At 38.8% G+C, this 17,763-nt stretch carries 7 protein-coding genes; all 7 read right to left on the bottom strand.

Going from position 1 to position 17,763, the window contains the following annotated elements; translation table 11 throughout:
• Positions 1-189 precede the first annotated feature (189 nt).
• Complete coding sequence (locus PFY09_RS17025) at positions 190-3,612, bottom strand: hypothetical protein (protein ID WP_271160477.1); 3,423 nt, start codon at positions 3,610-3,612, stop codon at positions 190-192.
• Positions 3,613-3,759: 147 nt separating this feature from the next.
• Complete coding sequence (locus tag PFY09_RS17020) at positions 3,760-4,587, bottom strand: glycoside hydrolase family 16 protein (RefSeq protein ID WP_271160476.1); 828 nt, start codon at positions 4,585-4,587, stop codon at positions 3,760-3,762.
• A gap of 18 nt (positions 4,588-4,605) precedes the next feature.
• Positions 4,606-6,489 (bottom strand): carbohydrate binding domain-containing protein, encoded by a 1,884-nt coding sequence (locus PFY09_RS17015; RefSeq protein ID WP_271160475.1) that lies wholly within the window; start codon positions 6,487-6,489, stop codon positions 4,606-4,608.
• A gap of 11 nt (positions 6,490-6,500) precedes the next feature.
• The gene (locus tag PFY09_RS17010; protein WP_271160474.1) at positions 6,501-9,629 is read right to left on the bottom strand and encodes a glycoside hydrolase family 2 TIM barrel-domain containing protein; all 3,129 of its coding nucleotides are present in this window, start codon (positions 9,627-9,629) and stop codon (positions 6,501-6,503) included.
• Between the two features lie 564 nt (positions 9,630-10,193).
• Positions 10,194-14,816, bottom strand: coding sequence for an FG-GAP-like repeat-containing protein (locus PFY09_RS17005; RefSeq protein WP_271160473.1), 4,623 nt, complete (start codon positions 14,814-14,816; stop codon positions 10,194-10,196).
• A gap of 441 nt (positions 14,817-15,257) precedes the next feature.
• The gene (locus tag PFY09_RS17000) at positions 15,258-16,388 is read right to left on the bottom strand and encodes a HupE/UreJ family protein (RefSeq protein WP_271160472.1); all 1,131 of its coding nucleotides are present in this window, start codon (positions 16,386-16,388) and stop codon (positions 15,258-15,260) included.
• 4 nt (positions 16,389-16,392) lie between these two features.
• Positions 16,393-17,760, bottom strand: coding sequence for a DUF3500 domain-containing protein (locus PFY09_RS16995; protein ID WP_271160471.1), 1,368 nt, complete (start codon positions 17,758-17,760; stop codon positions 16,393-16,395).
• Between the last annotated feature and the right edge of the window lie 3 nt (positions 17,761-17,763).

The raw sequence follows: 17,763 nt of genomic DNA, 5'->3' as shown, positions 1-17,763 counted from the left end.
AAAGAATTTTCACCTCAACCATTTAAATGTTTATGAGATAGATTAACAGTACGCTCCTAAAGGAGCTGTATTAAGTTCCATCGGGACTTACTGTTAATAGGAAATTTGTATTCTTCGGTAAAAAGCTCCGTAGGAGCGACCTGTTAATTGCTTTTCAATTTTTATCGGACAACAATTATTTTTTTTTCATTATTTCAACTGTTCTTTTCCAATTTTTACTTTAATCAAAGAGATTTTTGCGTTTCTTTTGAAGATGTTTGCGGAGTCTTCTTTGCTGATGATGAGCTCGTTCATCGTTTTTACCTCATTGTTTTCGTCAAAAATTTCCAAGCCTCCGTTTTCTGAAATTTCGTAGATCACAGGAACTTTACATTTGGTGAAAAACAATGAATTTTCGGGTAATTTCAGTGATGAAGCATTGGATTTCACATCAATATATTCGATGGTTTTTTCTTCGGTTAAGAACTCTTCTTTTCTTAATAAATCGGGTTTAAACTGCAATTGTCCGTCTTTTACTACGATTCCCAATTCTCCGAAACGGCTTAGTAAATCTTCTTTTACCTGTCCCGTCATTCCCGGTTGCTGTGCGCCTTTTCCAAATGGCGTGTGCGAATAGGCATCGGTTGGAAATGCGCCATACAATTCTGGAGATTTGTGAACGCCGATTCCTTCGTTGATTTCGTAGAAATGTTCCAATAATCTTCCCACCGTTTCTGGTGAAGCATTTTCATTGATGGCTTTTTGGCAAACTTCCATTACGGCTAACAATAATTTGGAAACCATATGCCAATAAATGGAGCCTAAACCTTCGTAACCGTAGAACGTTCCGCTTCTTCCTGTAAATTCTTTATGATTAAAAACTTCTTCAAAAATTCCTAAAATCAAGGCTTTTTCCTGATTTTCAACCTTTAAAGCGTCCAAAGCTACTTCTAAATCACCTGCGTTTTTGAAATTTCCATTGAAATGATAATTTCCTAGCACATCTTTTTCGATGATCTGCGTATTTTTTTCGGAAACCAATTGTTGAAGCAATGCTGATTGCTGAACCAAATTTTCCGGAATGCTGTTTCTTTCTAAAAAACCTTTCAATTGCTTGTTAGGATACAATAAATAGCTGTATTGATCCTCCCGGAACAACGCTGAATTTTTCAATGCGTCCAAAACTTTTAAGCCTTCTTCGGAAGTCAGAAATTGGGAACTCAATACCGCAACCTGTCCTTCCAACATTTCGCTGAGATAAGAAACCGAAACGGATTTTTCATTGGAAGTCATCAAATTATAGGCATGATACAAACCGTCTTTTCTTTCGTTGGCTTTGATGGAATGTTCCAAAAACTGGAGTGAAAGATGGGTAAATCTTCTTAAACCTTCCAAAGAAACGGTTCGTTTTTTACCCCAAAACCCTTTCTGATAGACGTGATTTCGGTATTCCGAAGCGGCTTCTCCGAATAAATCCAGAATTTTTTTGCGGTCTTCATTGCTGATATTTCCTTCCAACAAATGAAGATTTTCCTGAAAACCTTCTCGTATTTTTTTGTAAAAATCGACCAGTTCGCTGGAGATTTGTACGTTTTCCAACGCCGAATTTTCAAAAACAGCCTGGAAGAATTTCATCATTCTTCGCAGATAATACAGCGTCACCATCGAAACACCGTTTCCAACCAAAGCGTTATTGGCATCGTTCCATTCCGGACGTTGCGTGTTCATCCAGATGCCGCCTTCCAAAATAAAGTTGGATAATTTAGCCAAAACGGTTGCCAATATTTTTTCAGTGAAATTTACCTTCAACACTTCTCCGTTTTCATCGGTAAGCAAAGCACCGTCTGCTCCGATTTCTTTTCTTCTTTCGTGAATTGTTGAATCCAAATCGAAATCAAAATCAATGGTATCTTTCGGATTTTTCAGGATTTCGGTGTAGGATTTTATTTTATACGGAACATTGGCGTACACGAAATATTCTTTGTCTAAAAGTGTTTCTAAAGAATTTGGGAAATAATTTTCGGCAAATTCTAAAAACTTCAACAGATAAATAATCTGATGATCGCCCCAGTAACCAATGTAGCTCCAAGGATCGTCGGCTTCTATGGTTTCCCAATCGAAACCGTCTTTGGTTACCCGGTACGGATTGTAACCGTCAAAAGTCGTTGCATTCAGGAATTTAAAAATCATTCCTTCGATAAAATACGGATACGAATGCGCCAAAGCTTCCCAATTCTGGAAAATATCTCTCCAGTTTCCTTCATAATCGAGGATTTTAGAACCGTCGGTTTCACTTCTGGTATTGATGGAAAATTTGTTCCAGGGACGGGAAGGATCGCCGTGACGGCGGGAAAATTTGAGCGGTAAATATTCTTTAGCCAATCTTATGAAATCAGCATCTTCTGTATTTTTTAACGATTCATTTAATTCAAAAAGACTAAATTTTTCTGGAAGATTATTTAAAATTTCTTTTGAATGATTGAATATATTTTGATTCGCTTTTTCTAAATATTTGGAAAAATCCCACTTTTCGATGGTGTAATTGTCATCAAAAATTCCGCCACGCATAATGTTAAACAACGTGTTGGAAAAATGTCGGCTGTCTCGCAGATCGTCGTTCGTAAACTGCAATCCATCGGCAGAAGCGACTAGTTTTTTGAGATTTTTAGTGCCTAAATCTATATCGTTCTGGATTTTTTCGGCAAGATTCTTTTCGTTTTTAATGCGTTCAATCCAACCGATTACATTGGATTGAGATTGATTAACATTGGCGATAAACCACCATTCTTTCTCATCATTTGTGTTTAATGCTAATTCCTGCTGAATAAAATAGGCTCCTTTTTCGCCTTTAATATCGTTTTCTTGTATAATTTTTTCGCCTTTTCTGAAATTTTTCAACTGAAGTGAAGACAGCAAATACGTTGGATTTTCAATCCCGATGGAAAAAACGGTGTTTGCTTTCAAGGCTTCACTTGGTTCTGCTTTATCCACAATAATGGCACTTAATGCGAAGATTCCGAGTCCTGATTTTTGATCGAGTTCGGTGCGTTTGTAGGCATCGCCCAAATTGCTGACACGGTTTTGCAAATCGCTTCCGATTCCGTACGGTAAAATATTTTGCAGTCCGTCTAAAACGGTTATATATTGATTTCCAGCCGCTAAATTTTTGATTTTTGATTTTTTAATGAACCCAAATTCGCTGCTGTTATTCCATTCATAAGAAAAAGCGAGTGCTAAATCGTGGTTGATTTCTTCAAAAATAATCTTGTTTCCAAATTCGTTTTTATAGACATTTCTAGAAGTGTGAAATTGCGCTTCATTGCGAACGGAAAAAGGTTCCCAAACAATAATTTCCTCTTTTTTATGAATCTGAATCATCGTTTTGCTTCCGGTAATTTCTGCCGATTCGGTGATTTTATCATCGGTGTAGTACGGAAAAAGGGCAAATTCTGAGTTTTTTCTCCCCGCGGAAAGTCCGCCATTGCTGGAAACGAACATCCAATGATTGGAGTCGCTTACGATGGTCATAAAAAACGGACGCAACGATTCTGCATCGGAAATTTTAAAAAAAACTTCGTGGTTGATTTTTACAGTTTCTAAAGAGGATTCGATATGGGAAATCGTGGATTGCATTAATGAAATTTTGATGTATTATTTTTAAAATTGGTTTGTAAAGCCCTTCCGAAGGAAAAATTTCCTTCGTTGAAATGTTTTGAGAGTCTTGTTTTCGGGAAACCTTACAGGTTTTGAAAGCCTGTAAGGTTTGAGTGGTTTAAAATTTTATTTTGCTTTGTAAACTCTTACATAATCGATGTACATACTTTGAGGGAAAGAGGTTCCGTCCGTTGGAAATCCTACAAAATTTCCTCCGACTGCCACGTTAAGAATCAGAAAAAAAGGATGATTATACACCCACTCTCCTGAAACATCCGAAGATTTTACGCGATGATAAAGGTATCCGTCTACAAAAAAGTCTATCTGGTTTTCCTGCCATTCTACTCCAAAGACATGGAAGTCCTGATCGAATCTGGCATTTTGTAATCCATAGGCTTTTGTTTTTGCATTTCCTCCTGAATATCCGGGACCGTGAAGGGTTCCGTATACGACATTCGGGATATGCCCTTTCAGTTCCATGATGTCTATTTCGCCACACTGAGGCCATGAAACGGTATTGATATTATCGCCCAACATCCAGAAAGCTGGCCAGATTCCGGGACCATAAGGTGTTTTGATTCTTGCTTCTATTTTTCCGTAAGCATGAGAAAAAAGTCCCTGTGTTTTTACTCTTGCCGAAGTGAAAGCGTTTCCGTTTTTTCTTGCGGTGATTACTAAATTTCCATTTCCGTCTAAAGAAACATTATTGGTGGAATTGGTATACGACTGCAATTCCTGATTTCCCCATCCGTTATCTCCGTTTCCTAAATCGAATGTCCATTTTTTATTATCAGGAAGGCTTCCTGCGGTACCGTTGAATTCGTCACTCCAGACCATCTCAAAGCTTCTGTCGGGAAGCGTTTGTACCGATTCCTGATCGCATGAACTCATCGAAAACAAAAATGCAGGAACAGCCAGAAGTTTTAAAATTTTATTTTTAGGTAAATATTTCATAATTGTTCTTTTAAAATTTTAGTTATGGAAATAAATATTATCAAAGAAAATATCTCCGTTTCCGTCTACTTTGAATTGAATAATGTTGCTGAGTACAACCGGTGAGAAGGAAGACAGCGGAATGTCTACACTTTTCCAGCCATTGGTATTTATCCCAATTCCCGAAGGTACAGATAAAGCATACGGCGTTTCTACAGGACCGGGACTGATTAAATAGAATTTTAAATTTGTAGAATTAGCGGTATAATAATCTATATGGATGAATCCATAAGATGAAGCATTAAGCGGACTTGCAAACTGGGTTCCCTGATAGTTTAGTCCTGCATATTTCAGGGTATTGTTTCCTGCTATCGGAGTTTGGGAAACCTGTGTAGACTGTCCCCAGTTCGGATTAAAATCTGTACCCGCAGCATTTGTATAAGCATCACTGAAAACTGAAAGAACGCTTGCCGCAGCATGAGTTGGTACAGGTGCAGCCGCAGTAGGTGTTGCAGGAATTATGCTTCCGTCGTTGTAGAAGTAAATATTATCTGCATAAAAATTAGAAATATTGGCTCCTTCAAAAATTATCTGACCGATATGCGCTTTCGTTGTTAACCCTGTAATTGCTGTAATGGGAATATTCAGACTGATCCAGCTCTGACTTTGTAATGAAGCGGTATTTACGGTGTACTGCCCTGTTTTATCATCAGTTCCTCCATATACTCCATCTGCTCCGAAGTCTGCTACTTTTATGGTAAAAGATGATCCTGCCGCTACAGCATTCGGTAAGTACATATCCATGCGTAAATGTGACATGGATGATGCATTTACAGTAGGTGAGGTCATCTGGATTCCCACAAAATTAAAGTTGGTATAGTTAAGCACATGGTCATTATTTACCGTAAAATCTGCTGATTGTGTCGTTTGATATGGAGCCCAGTATCCGTTGTAATAATCCACCGGAACATTGGTGTATTTATCACTGAAAATAGAGATGACATTATTTGCCGTCTGTGTCGGTACAGGTGCATGAACAAAATTTCCTGAAGAATTAATGGTAAGGCTTCCTGTTGCCGTATTGCTTCCTAAAGTTGCGGTAATAACAGAAGAACCGGATCCTACTGTACTTACATTTCCAAGCTGGTCTACCGAAGCTACCGCTGCATTGGAAGTTTTAAAGTTGAAATAATACGGGGTAAGGTTCACCGCCTGTGTTGCTCCGTTGGGCATACTGTAAGAAGCAGTAAGTCCGTCGATTTTATTATTAACGCCTACAAAAGAGGTAATTGTTTTGTTGCTTCCGTTCAGGATAGATGCGGACTGATAGGAAATGGTTCCGAGTTTTTCAAATTTCACCTCATCTACCCAAAAGGTATATCCTTTGTTGTTTTCGGGACCTTCGGAATAGAAAAACATTCCTTTTTCCATTTTTAGTTTTGAAGGATCAGGAATCGGGATGATTACTTTTTTCCAGTTGGTATTTACCGGAAGTGCAGAAAGGGAAACCTGATATTTGTTTTCACCAAGATCGTTTCCAAAACCGATAATATCTATATTCGCTGCCTGAGTCGCTTTGATCCAGAATGTTAATGCATTGTAATCTGAAAGATCTCTTCCTACAGAGGTGTAAAAAGATCCTCCTGCATAAGCTCCTTCGGGACTTCCGTAATCCGGAACGGCAAATTTCATGGAAGTGGTTCCTGAATATTTTACCTGTGTGTCTACATCAAATGCTTTTACATCGGATCCTCCGAAGGCGGAATAATTTAACCCTGAACTGAAGGCATCCATAAAAACTTCCGGATTTTTAGGATATTCTGCCGTTTCAAGCTCGCTGATGTCTCTCTGACAGCCAAAAGCCATTAAAAGTGAAGCACTTAATAATACTTTGGTGAATTTATGTCTGAATATATTTTTCATTTTTGTACAAGTTATTTACCGATATTGATTTGAATATACGTTCTTATTTCCCATTCATTTCCGTTCGGGAATCCGATTGCGGTAGGATCAGGAACCCAGTTTCCGGCACCGTTTATGGTATAAGTAGGTGCATATCTCGGAGAATACTGATCTAAAGTTCTGTAGGTCCCGCGAACTCCGATTCTTGTTCCCGGAAGGATCCACCACTCCGGTTTTCCTATTTCAAGGGAGAGATCTCCCATGAGCTGCATCGGGAAAGTAAGGTTATAATCTCTGTGGTAATCGTAAGGTCCCCAATCGTTCAGTTTGAATGCGGTAACAAATTTTAATTTTTTGTAAATGGTTCTCAGCTCTAATCCGAATCTTTCGATTTTTCTGGTATCGCTTCCATTTGCCTGTGCCGTTCCGCCATAAATATTGGCTATCACTCCGAAATCGGAGCTTACTTTAGAAACAATTCTTGCATTGGCTTCCCAAAGATTGGCTGCCGGTGCAGCTCCCGGAAATGCGAAAGTGGTTCTTCCGTCCGGTAAAATTCCTATTGCTGCATCCTGTGTTGTCGGCAAATGTCTGTATACAAATCCTGTACTGAATGCAAATGGTGCATCTTCTGTTTTATCACTGTCCCACGCGTACATCCATGTAGCCGGAGTAGGATCATACGTGAAAAGAATTTCTCCTGCGGTCTGCTCGCGGTTTGCTCTTACCACAAAAGGATCCTGCAGTATATTTCTTGGTCTTCCCGGTGCAGGTGCGTCCATTGGAACCGGTCCTTCGATCGGCTTTTGCCAAAGGAAATTAGGCGCAATCTGGAAATTCCCGATGTTGTAGGTAAATCCTGAAAGAACGTTATACTGGTTTCCGCTTCCGCTGTCTTTTAATCTCCATCCTGTAAAGGTCTGTGTGTAATCTGCTCCTCCATTGGCAACCAGACCCATCATCGCTCCCTGTGCGTACCAGTTGAATTTTCCGCCTGCGTAGGTAAATTTGGCTTTTCCACCCCAATTGTCTTTCCCGCTGATCTGATCCTGATAAATGTTTCCGTCTCTGTATAACTGGAATGTTCTTCCGTTAAGCGGCTGTCCGCCCCAGATTCCGCCCAGATCAATTCCGAAGTTTCCGAATTTTCTCTGAACTGCTAATGTTACTCTTCTGGTTTTAGGCTGCGGAATGGCAAATGAACTTTGTGTATCTCCTCTCTGGTCCAGATCTTCATGATAGATTCCTGTAAGATCGAATTTCCCTGCTTTTCTTGAGTATTTTACCAACAATGCAGGGTTGGCTCCCCACCAAAGTTCCGGTCCGAAAGCGACTTTCAGCCCGTTGATTTCTTTTTTTCCTGTGAATTCAAAACCGAAAGGGGCTTCTCCGTTGTAGATGTCCATATTAGGACCGTAATTGGCTTCAGGATAGAGTCCGAAAAGATCGCCTTCGTATCCCCAATGGTAATGCCCTGTTCTGTAGAACCCGTGAAGATCAAAATATTTCTGATTCCATGTATAACTTGCGTTGTAGACCTGAATTCTGTTGAGATCTCTCATTGTGGTTGTGGTTCCGTCTGCATTCATTACCTGAATTGCTCTTCCTCTGTTTTCGTAAAATATCTGGTCGATAGGATTTTCTGCCACATTTCCCAGAATATTAAAGTTAACATTGGCTCTCATATTGGCAGTCGGATTTCCTTCTATTCCCACGTAATAGGATTGCATATGATCAAAGCCCTGTCTGTTCGGATAGGATGTATAAGCATCTGTTTTTTCTTTTGGTGTGGTGATAAGACTTCCTCCGGTGTTGAAGGTTGAAAAATCTGCTCTCAGATTGCTGATTCTGATCATATCACTGCTTTCTCCTTTCAGAGCGGCTTTATCGCCTCTTGCTCTCAGATTTGCATCGGTAATATTGATGTCATTAAAATAGTTTTTAACCATGCCGGAAGATTTCATCTGAGTGCTCTCGTAAGGATTGTACTGATGAACCTGCTTCAGTGTGTAATATGCGCTTCTCGGATATAACTGATAGTGTCCTGTAGCATCTGTTTTTCCTTTGGCGCAGATTCCGAACCATTCTTCGTTCATGTTATTTTCGCCTTTCCGGAAATCTCTGATGTATCCTCCGTTGCTCCACGATGCATTGGTATTGTGTACCTCCAGATCTTCGGTCTGTTTGTATTTCCACCAACCGTCGCTAAACTGGAATGTGAATCCTCCCAGAGCATTTCCCGCTTTTCCCAAGCCGGCTGCATTTTCATAGATTTCCTGCCAGTTTCCGAGCAGATAATAAGACTGTGCATCCTGATCTTCTTTTTGAGAAAGTTCGTTAAAGGAGTCTGCTCCAAATTCGGTGAAGAGAACCGGTTTTCCGTATTCTGTTTTTACTTTCAGGAAGAGATCGCCAAAAGAAACGCCTCGGTATACATTGGTTCCGAAAATATCTACATCTTTACATTCCTGGGCAATAATGTCTAAAAACAGGGTGTCTCCGTTACATAAAGCAACCGGATGGTTCTGATCTAAAGATTTTATTTCTAAAGCTGCCTGATTGAAGAGCTGATACATCGGGATAGCTTTTTGGGTAGATTTTCTGTCCTTCATAGGAATATCTTCCGTTTCTGCGCCTTCCCAGAATAAGCCGTAATTGTTTTCGTTTCCTAAAAGGTACAGCAAAAGTCCCGGTGTATTTTTATACTGTTCTGCCAGTTCTCTTGCTTCTTTCAGTAAAAGTTCTCTGGTTGCAGGGTTTGCGTAATCTGTGTTTACCACCCATGAGCCATTTACGGTAAGACCGTATCTTCCGAAAGAATGGTTGAGCATGGTGTAAATTCCATAATTTTCGTAGATGTAAGTAATCCACTTTGCCGGAATTCCTGTGTAGATTCTAACGGTATTTACGCCCATATTTTTCAGAAGTCCCATTTCATCGTCCAAAGCTTTTTTGATGAAATCATCAGACTGTTTCCAAAGGGAATAATTATAATTGGTTCCGACAGGATAGTAATCCCAGTTCATCCCGTTTACAATGAAAGGTTTTCCGTTCACTTCTAATTTTTGTCCGTCCGTGTTATTTGCCACCTCAACTTTCTGGGATTGGGCATGGGAAAGATGAGCGCCGATACAGACTAAAAAAAATAATATTCTTTTCATTATGGTATATAATTTCTATTCAGGTTTATGATTTAAACTGACGCAGCATCTGATGATGAATCGTCTCTGCCTAATTTAAAAATGTTAACAATCAGTTCATAAATAATATGTATATACATTTGATATACATATTCAAACAACTGAATGTCAATAATTTAAACAACAAAGTCTAATACATAAAATCATTTTCAGGCAGAACATTCAGGGTATTTCTGAGCAAATGAATTATGAATTATTTAACATTTTACATCTCCTGATGCGACATTTTTTAACATTTAAATAAAAATATTGAAATGAAAAATCAGCTTTAAAATTTCACCCTTTTGAGAATTTAAAAATAATATACCGTCAAAATGTCTGTAAGAAAATTATGTTTTCAGAGTTAAAATCTTCAGAGAATTATTGAAATTGAAATGATGATTTCGGTGAAAATTATTTATAAATGTATCTTCATTTTAAGACAAAAAAACCATTCGAAAATTTCGAATGGTCTGACTGAAATCAATTATTTAAATTTTGCTTTTTCTATGCTGACTCAATAGGATGAGCCTAAAAACTGAAAGATTATTCTCTAAATTTAACGATCATTTTTTTGGTATACGCTTTATTATCTGAATCTGTAACTTTCAGCAGATAATATCCTTTAATCTGTAAAGGCAGATCTATTCTCACTTCTTCTGAGGCACTGAAATTCTTTTCTAAAATAAGAACTCCGTTCACATCAATAACCTCAGCTTTTATTATTTTTTTTCTTGTGTATTCCGAACCTTTTCTGTGCTCCAGTCTTATAAATGCAACATCGTTTACAGGATTTGGATACAGATGAACGACTGTCATTTCCTGTTCCTGTGCTTTAGACTGAATGGTATTGGTTACCGTATTGGTTTTCAGAAGGTTTTCGTCATCAAATGCAATGAATGCACTGTTTTTAATTTTTGTATCTTCTTTTAATCCTTTTTTAGGAAGAATGGAGAAGGTAACATACCCCTGAGATCGGTCTGAATCTACGGAAGTAGGCGGTAAAAATACATTTTCAAGCTTAAATGTGATCTTGTTATCTATAATTTCCGCAGATACGTTATCATGACTTGCAGACACCATTTTAAAGGTATTAATGTCCAATTCCTGCGGAATGTTATCTATAATGGATACATTCTGAGTAGCAAAATTTCCTACGTTTTCAAATCTGATGGTATAGGTAAGCAACTGATCGGGTAATATATATCCTTCTGTTCCATAGCCTTTCGGAGAAACCAGAATATCATTAGGATCTATCGCTCCATAAATAGGGTATTTTTGCATCAGCAGGTTATCATCGATATTGCAGTCTGCCGATGAGTTTACAATTTCTCCTTTAAAATCTAATTCATCACCCACTGAAACGGATGCGTCTGTACCGGTCATAAAACTGATGACTTTATTGTTAAAAGGATTTAAAGATCCCATACTCCAGGAATATCTTGTATAATTTTTTGAATTTTCAACAAAGCTTTCCTGCTGCGCAATCGGTAATGACGGACTGATAATATTTACAGAGGAAGGTACTGTAAATTTTAAAATGCTTGAATTGGATATATTACGGGACTGATTGCTTACTACAATTTTAAACTGGTTATTGGTATATCCTTTTCGGATAGCCGTTCCTCCCATATTTATTTTTAAATCTGTATCGTTACAGGTTGACGTTGCAGCGATAAATATTTTTTGGGAAGGCTGATAATTGGTCAGATCGAATACTTTGGAACCTGTACTTAATCCGTTCTCTTCTAAAATTCTCAGCTCAACATCATTCTGAGTGGTATAAAAGCTGAATGTACCGGCATCACTGGAATATACTTTGGCATTGGTAGGCACCACTTTAATAGCCGCTCTTGAAACGGTAGGTTCGCTATCCTGTTTCACCCCGTCGTTATTGGTGTCAAAATAAACGATTCCGGAAACTTTTGTCTGTTGGGGCTCTACGATTTCGAGTATTTGATTGGCAGAAATATTCGTCAGTTTCTGAATGATTCCACTCGCCCATTTAACGGTGATGGTATTGATGGTTGCGGCGTTTCCTAATCCAAAATGCTGTGTATAGCTGCTTTGTCCTCCAAAACCACTCTGGCTGTTTACTTCTCTCATCTGCGTGCTGCTGCCTGTTTCTACAAATATTTTTGTTCCGATGGCAGAACCATTGCTTTCTGTGGCTTTAAGATTAATTTCCAGCCATTTATTGGTATTCCCGTTATTGACGAAAATGTGGTTTTTCTGATTGGAATGGGTTGCCACGGCAAGATCCAGATCGCCGTCATGATCGTAATCGCTCCATGCGTGTCCGAAAGAAAGTCCGAAATTATAGGTAATTGCTTCGTCTCTGTTTTCGGTAAAATTTCCGGTTCCGTCGTTAAAATAAAGGAATTTTCTGATTCTGTCATTGGTTACAAACAAGTCTAAATCTCCGTCATTATCAATATCTGCAAAGCTGCATCCGTGAGAACTTCCTCCCTGATTAACAATAGAATTGGTTATTTTCTGGAAATTTCCGTTTCCTAAATTTTTATACAGGAAATTGGTTGTTGTGTTGGAATTGGTTACGAATAAATCCAAATCTCCATCATTATCTATATCTCCCCAACAGCTTCCCACAGATTTTCCGCCTTCCTGATTGATGATGTTATTTTTCTTGGAGAAGGTTCCGTTTCCGTCGTTATGGAATAAAGAGTTCTTATTTCCGCTTCCATTAGGGACAAATAAATCCATCAGTCCATCCTGATCATAATCTGCCCATGTTGGTCCAAGAGAAGAATTAGCTTCCAGCGGAATGGCATCTGCCTGCTCTTTTACAAAACCTCCGCTACCTGTATTTCTGTGCAGCTCATTGTATTTTGTAGGGAAATAATTACACATAAACACATCTGCTTTGTTATCGTTATCATAATCTGCAAAGGCACCGCCATGATAATAGGAAACATCCTGAGTAAAAGATTTGGTATTATCTGCGACCAATGTACCGTTGTCATTTCTGTAGAAACGATTGGGATTTCTGGTATTGTTAAGAACCAATAAATCTTCATCGCCGTCGTTATCTACATCTGCCCAGGTGCTGCTCATAGAAACCCCGTCTTCAGGTAAAACCTGCCCTGCTGTAAAGCCTCCGGCTGTATTATTCATAAAAATTCGGTTAGGAGCAGTAAGTCCCATATCTGTAATGTATATATCATCATATCCATCATTGTTGATATCTACCCAACTGATGGTCCATGAGTTGGAGGTGAATGAATCAAACAACGGATTTTCAAGACGTGAAAATATCAGCTTTGAAGTATTGGTGGTCTGTACAGATATCGAATTCGCAATAGTTGACTGTTGTGTTTCTCCGTTCACTTTTCCTGTTATCACGGTTTCAACGGTGGAATTAAGCGTGGTTCCTACCAGTTCTCCGTTATTGGCACCTACGGTTGCCACCACTTTGGTTTCAATCTGATACGTAGAGTTCGGCTGTAAAGTCGGTAAGTTATTATATTCTACTTTTGTTTTGTCATTAAGTTCCGTAACAACACCCTGTGTTTGGGATTGATTGGGATTAATAATTTTCGATTCTACTACTTTAAGTCCTTCCTGTACAATAACTTCTACCGAAGGATTCGTTACTTCCCCGCCCGTTTTAACCTGAGAAACTACGGTTGCCTGTTCGGTCGGGATGAGCGCATCGTCGCTTACGTTGCTTGTCTGGGTGAAAGAATGTCCTAAAGAACTTCCGGTATAACACATCCAGTTATCATTAAAATTACTGTTCATCACCGCAATATCATTATTGCTTTCCACGATCAGATAAGGTCTTTCCGATCCGGAAGCCGTTCCTGTTCCGTTGTAAAATGCTTTCCATTCATTTAGACTTATGGAGCAGTCTGCGTATTTCTCGGGAGTAATAGTAAATGTTTTATTAAATTTTGTCCCATTGGTTAAAGCATCTTTTACGGTAACCGTAGCTCCTGTTTTTGAAAATAAATACAGGTGAGAAAAGGAACCGTTATACTTTGAGCCTGTTAAAGGATTGGTTACATTGGTTTCATTTCCCGGAGGTGCAATATAGGTGAGGAACTTTTTTCCTGCCGTTGTTCCGCTTTCGGAAGAAACCATTGTTGCCATATCGGAGGTTCCCGGAGAACCGGTTTCAAACCAGTTCCCTTCAAAAACAGAGACTTTTTTTCCTGCGGAACAGGTAACTCTGAAGACGGTAGGATAAGAAACGTTTCCATTGGTTTTTCCCACCCAGTCTCCCGCGGCTAACCGATTGAGAGAGAAGGTTTGTACAGGTACCCAGTTTCCGTTTACAAAACGATCCAGTTTCACCGTATTGGCATTGTCCCAGCTCACAATTCTTATTTCCTGTTCACCACCCGACTGATAAGGAACGGCGAAATACATCAGTTCTCCGGAAGAGCTTCCATTGGAGGTAGGAACATATCCTCCTCCGTCCCGCTCATTTCCGAATAAGGCTCCGTACTGCATCGTTACAGGCTTATTGGCAACCAACATATAGGTTTCTCCCGAAATCATCGCATCCCTTCCTTCCGGAAAGCTGTAAATTAAATCCTGCCCCACGTTCAGTGTTTTGGAAAAAACTTTAACGGGATTTTCAGCATTAACGTCTGTAAAACCTGTATTTGTTTTTGCCTGAGTAGAGATTTTGTAAAAGTCTATTACCGTATTATTCTGATAAGCAAATACATTGATGTCTCTGTTTGATGAGGTAATCATGGGAGCATACACAATGAATTTCTGTCCGATAGAGCTTTTATCCACACTGGGAACCCAGTCGTGCTGCCAATCGCTGTTTGTACTTTGGGAAGCATACACCAGTTTATTGGATTTTACAATAAAATAGTCTCCGTCCCATTTTAAAACACCACCGGAAGCATAACGGGCATCATCATTAATCCCATTGTCTTTAATATACAGGACGTAACTCTGCCCTGCTTTTAACACTCCGGTTTTAGAATCATCCGTATCTCCGTCCGCGCCGTCATCAATGATATTAAATTCCGTATCATCGTAGATAGCCGTTACCACTAAACAGACGTTTCTTTGTACGGCATCGTTATTCGGTGGAACATAAATTTGAAAATAAGTTGAGGGCTCTCCTGTTGCGTAGAGATTATTTACCCCTAAAAAAAGAATAAATAAAAAGAATAAATTTTTCATACTTGCTGCTATTTTAGGTAGTAGACCGCATTCAACAAATATGCTTATTTTAAAATACATTGATTTTCAAAAACTTACACTTTTTTCTTCGAAAAAAAATTCCAAAAAAAAGATTTTGTTTCATTTTTTGGAATTTTAAAGAGTTTATTGGCTCAATGCAAATAGTATGCAACGATACCCTTCTGAAAATCAGAATAAAAAAAATCAATTATAACCAATCCAAGTCTCAAAACTGTCTGAGCTTCTGTGAAGAATTTTACAGCCATCGCAAGATCTGCTGTTAGCAATCAGATGAAACATCAGGAAAAATTAAAGAGAAGATGCTTCCACCTTCTCTTTATTAAAATCTAAAAATCAAACACTTAAACCTCTTTCATTTTCCAGATCATGGAATGGGTAAGTTTTCAGAATTTTTAAAACAAAATCCTCATCTCCTTGTTATTACAGGAAACTTTCTACTCTTTCATACAGCCAGTAACAGGCCATTACAATCACAAAAACTGAAACGGCAGATCTGTAAAGATCGATATTTTTAAACCTGTTGGAAACATAGAGGATAATGGGAAAACTTATCAGTACAATCAGGATCTGCACCAATTCTATTCCTATATTGAAGCCTAAAACACTCCATATAAACTGACTGATATCCAGATTAAAGAACGTAATGGTATTGGCAAAAGCAAGTCCGTGCACAAATCCGAAAAGCAGGGCAATAAGAACTTCTTTCCCGAAAAAGATGGGTTTGGAGATATTGATTCCGGACAGTAAAATGGTAATCGCAATCCCGATCTCTATATTATTCGGGTTGATGTTTATTAATTGTATGGCTCCCAAAATAAGCATCAGCGAATGTCCTATGGTAAAAGCGGTTACGATCTTTACCACTCTTTTTACCGCAGATTTTTTATTGTGCAGAAGTTTCCATTTTCTGTCTTCTACAAAAAACGGAGCAACCAGAAGCAGGGAAATTAAAAACAAAATATGGTCTTTCCCTTCTAAAATATGCTTGAAACCCATTTCGACCATGCTTTTGAACCCTGTAAAAAAACTTCCTTCCTCTAATGATATATTCAGAGGCTGAATATTTCCGTCCAGATCCCGCGCTGCAACCCCCAGAATCTGATTAGAATTCTGTACTCCTTTTTCCCAGTCGGAAGCCAATCCTATAATCGATTTGTGATTATAGATCTGGTGTACAAAGGCATCGTAATGAAGGGTGAAATTACGGGTATCTTCTTTTTTCTGTGGTTTTGCCGTAATCCTGAAATCTATTTTATCATACAGCCCGACCACAGAATCCTGTGTTCTGGAGATCTTATAATCAACAAGTTCTATATTCCAGAATTTGTTTTCAGAGGAAATTTTGATATGATTCTTAAAATACTCCTGAATCTTTTTTTTCTGATCCGGTGTTATTTTACCGTTGAAAACGATTTCAAAATCACGAAGCGGCGCAGTAATATCAATCGCTGCACCGCTCGGATACATATGAAACATGACCTTCGTATCCGGCAGCGGATGCGCCGATGCAAAGACTGAAAAAAAGACAAATAAAAAAAACAGTTTCTTCAACCCTCTATTTTTTGATGAGTTTTTGTCCGCTTGTTTTTGTACCATTGTGTTGTATATTGAAGGTATAAACTCCTTTTTCAAGACTGCTTAAGTCGGCAGAGACAGAATTTTGTCCTTTCGGCAGATTGCTCTTCTCTATGCTCTTCACTAATCTTGCGCTTTGGTCATAGATGTTGATTTTTGTATTTCCTTTTTCAGAAGCTGTAAAGTTAAAAGTAGCAAAATCTTTTACCGGATTAGGATAAATCATAGGTTTAGAAATGGAAGTATTGGTTTCATCCGTAGATAAGGTATTTCCTGTTCCTCCGTAATCTGTAGTGTGATCTCTCCAAATACTGTGAGGATGTTTCGGAGTAAGGATAATTCCGTTCTGTACAGAATATTCTATCCATACCGATGGTCCGTCTATTCTTACATAACCGTTCTGGTTACTCAGTGTGGCATCGGTAGACCATGCAATGTATGTATTATCCAGTTCATTATTATATTTTGCCATAATGGTTGCCGCATTCGTATCGTCCACATCATTTACGTAAGTTGCAATTGCATTGTAAACGAGCTGTTTTTGAGCTGTTGTTAAATTGCTTACTTTCAGTCCGGATTTTGTGGTCGGGAACAGCCAGTCTTTTCCGGGACCGCAGACCAAATCGGTATACGTTGTGGAAAGCTGTGCCGTAGTAAGCTGTGCGGAAGATAATCCGGACAACATATTCACAAGAGCCGTTTTTTCTTCAATCATTGGTTGGTAGGTTGCCGAATTATAAGTAAAAGAGGCAAAAGGTTCTGCCGCGACAAAAGAAGGAGTTGCCCCTACAAGAATTCCGTTAATATAGGTGTTGGAAACCGTTCTGTGATGTCCTGTCATCTGGATTTCAAAAGTTCCTGATAAAGATGGAGTTCCGAAAAATCCAATATAAAAATTACCTTCTCCGTAAGTGGTTCCGCCTCCGTTGTTTGAAAGATAATTGTCTGCCATCCAAAGTCCGTAGATCTCTTTATAGCCTTCATTTCCTGTTCCGGATAAAGCCTGAATGAGATTTCTGGCAGCAGTTAACTGAGCCGTTGTAAGAGTTCCCATTTTCAGCCCGATTCTTGGGGACATGGCAGCAGGAAGATTAGACCATGTTTTTGCATTGGCGTACGTGTAAGCCAGCTCCAGCGTTGAAATCTGTGAACTGGAAAGGGTGGCTTTGAAGGCATTTGCCAGATCAATAATCTGTTGTGTGGTAACCACTGTTTTCGCAGCCTTATTTTTCTTGGCAATATTCGTCATAAATGCTGCTTTTGGGGTTTCTGTATTCTTTTTAAAAAAGCTGAAAAATGAAAGTGCCGCAACAGAAGTGGCTACGGTGATGCTGAATAGTGTTTTCATTGT

Origin of the sequence: Chryseobacterium gambrini (genome assembly GCF_027920505.1) — a bacterium.
In the GTDB taxonomy this organism is placed as follows: domain Bacteria; phylum Bacteroidota; class Bacteroidia; order Flavobacteriales; family Weeksellaceae; genus Chryseobacterium; species Chryseobacterium gambrini.
This window is presented reverse-complemented; position numbering and strand designations above follow the sequence as displayed.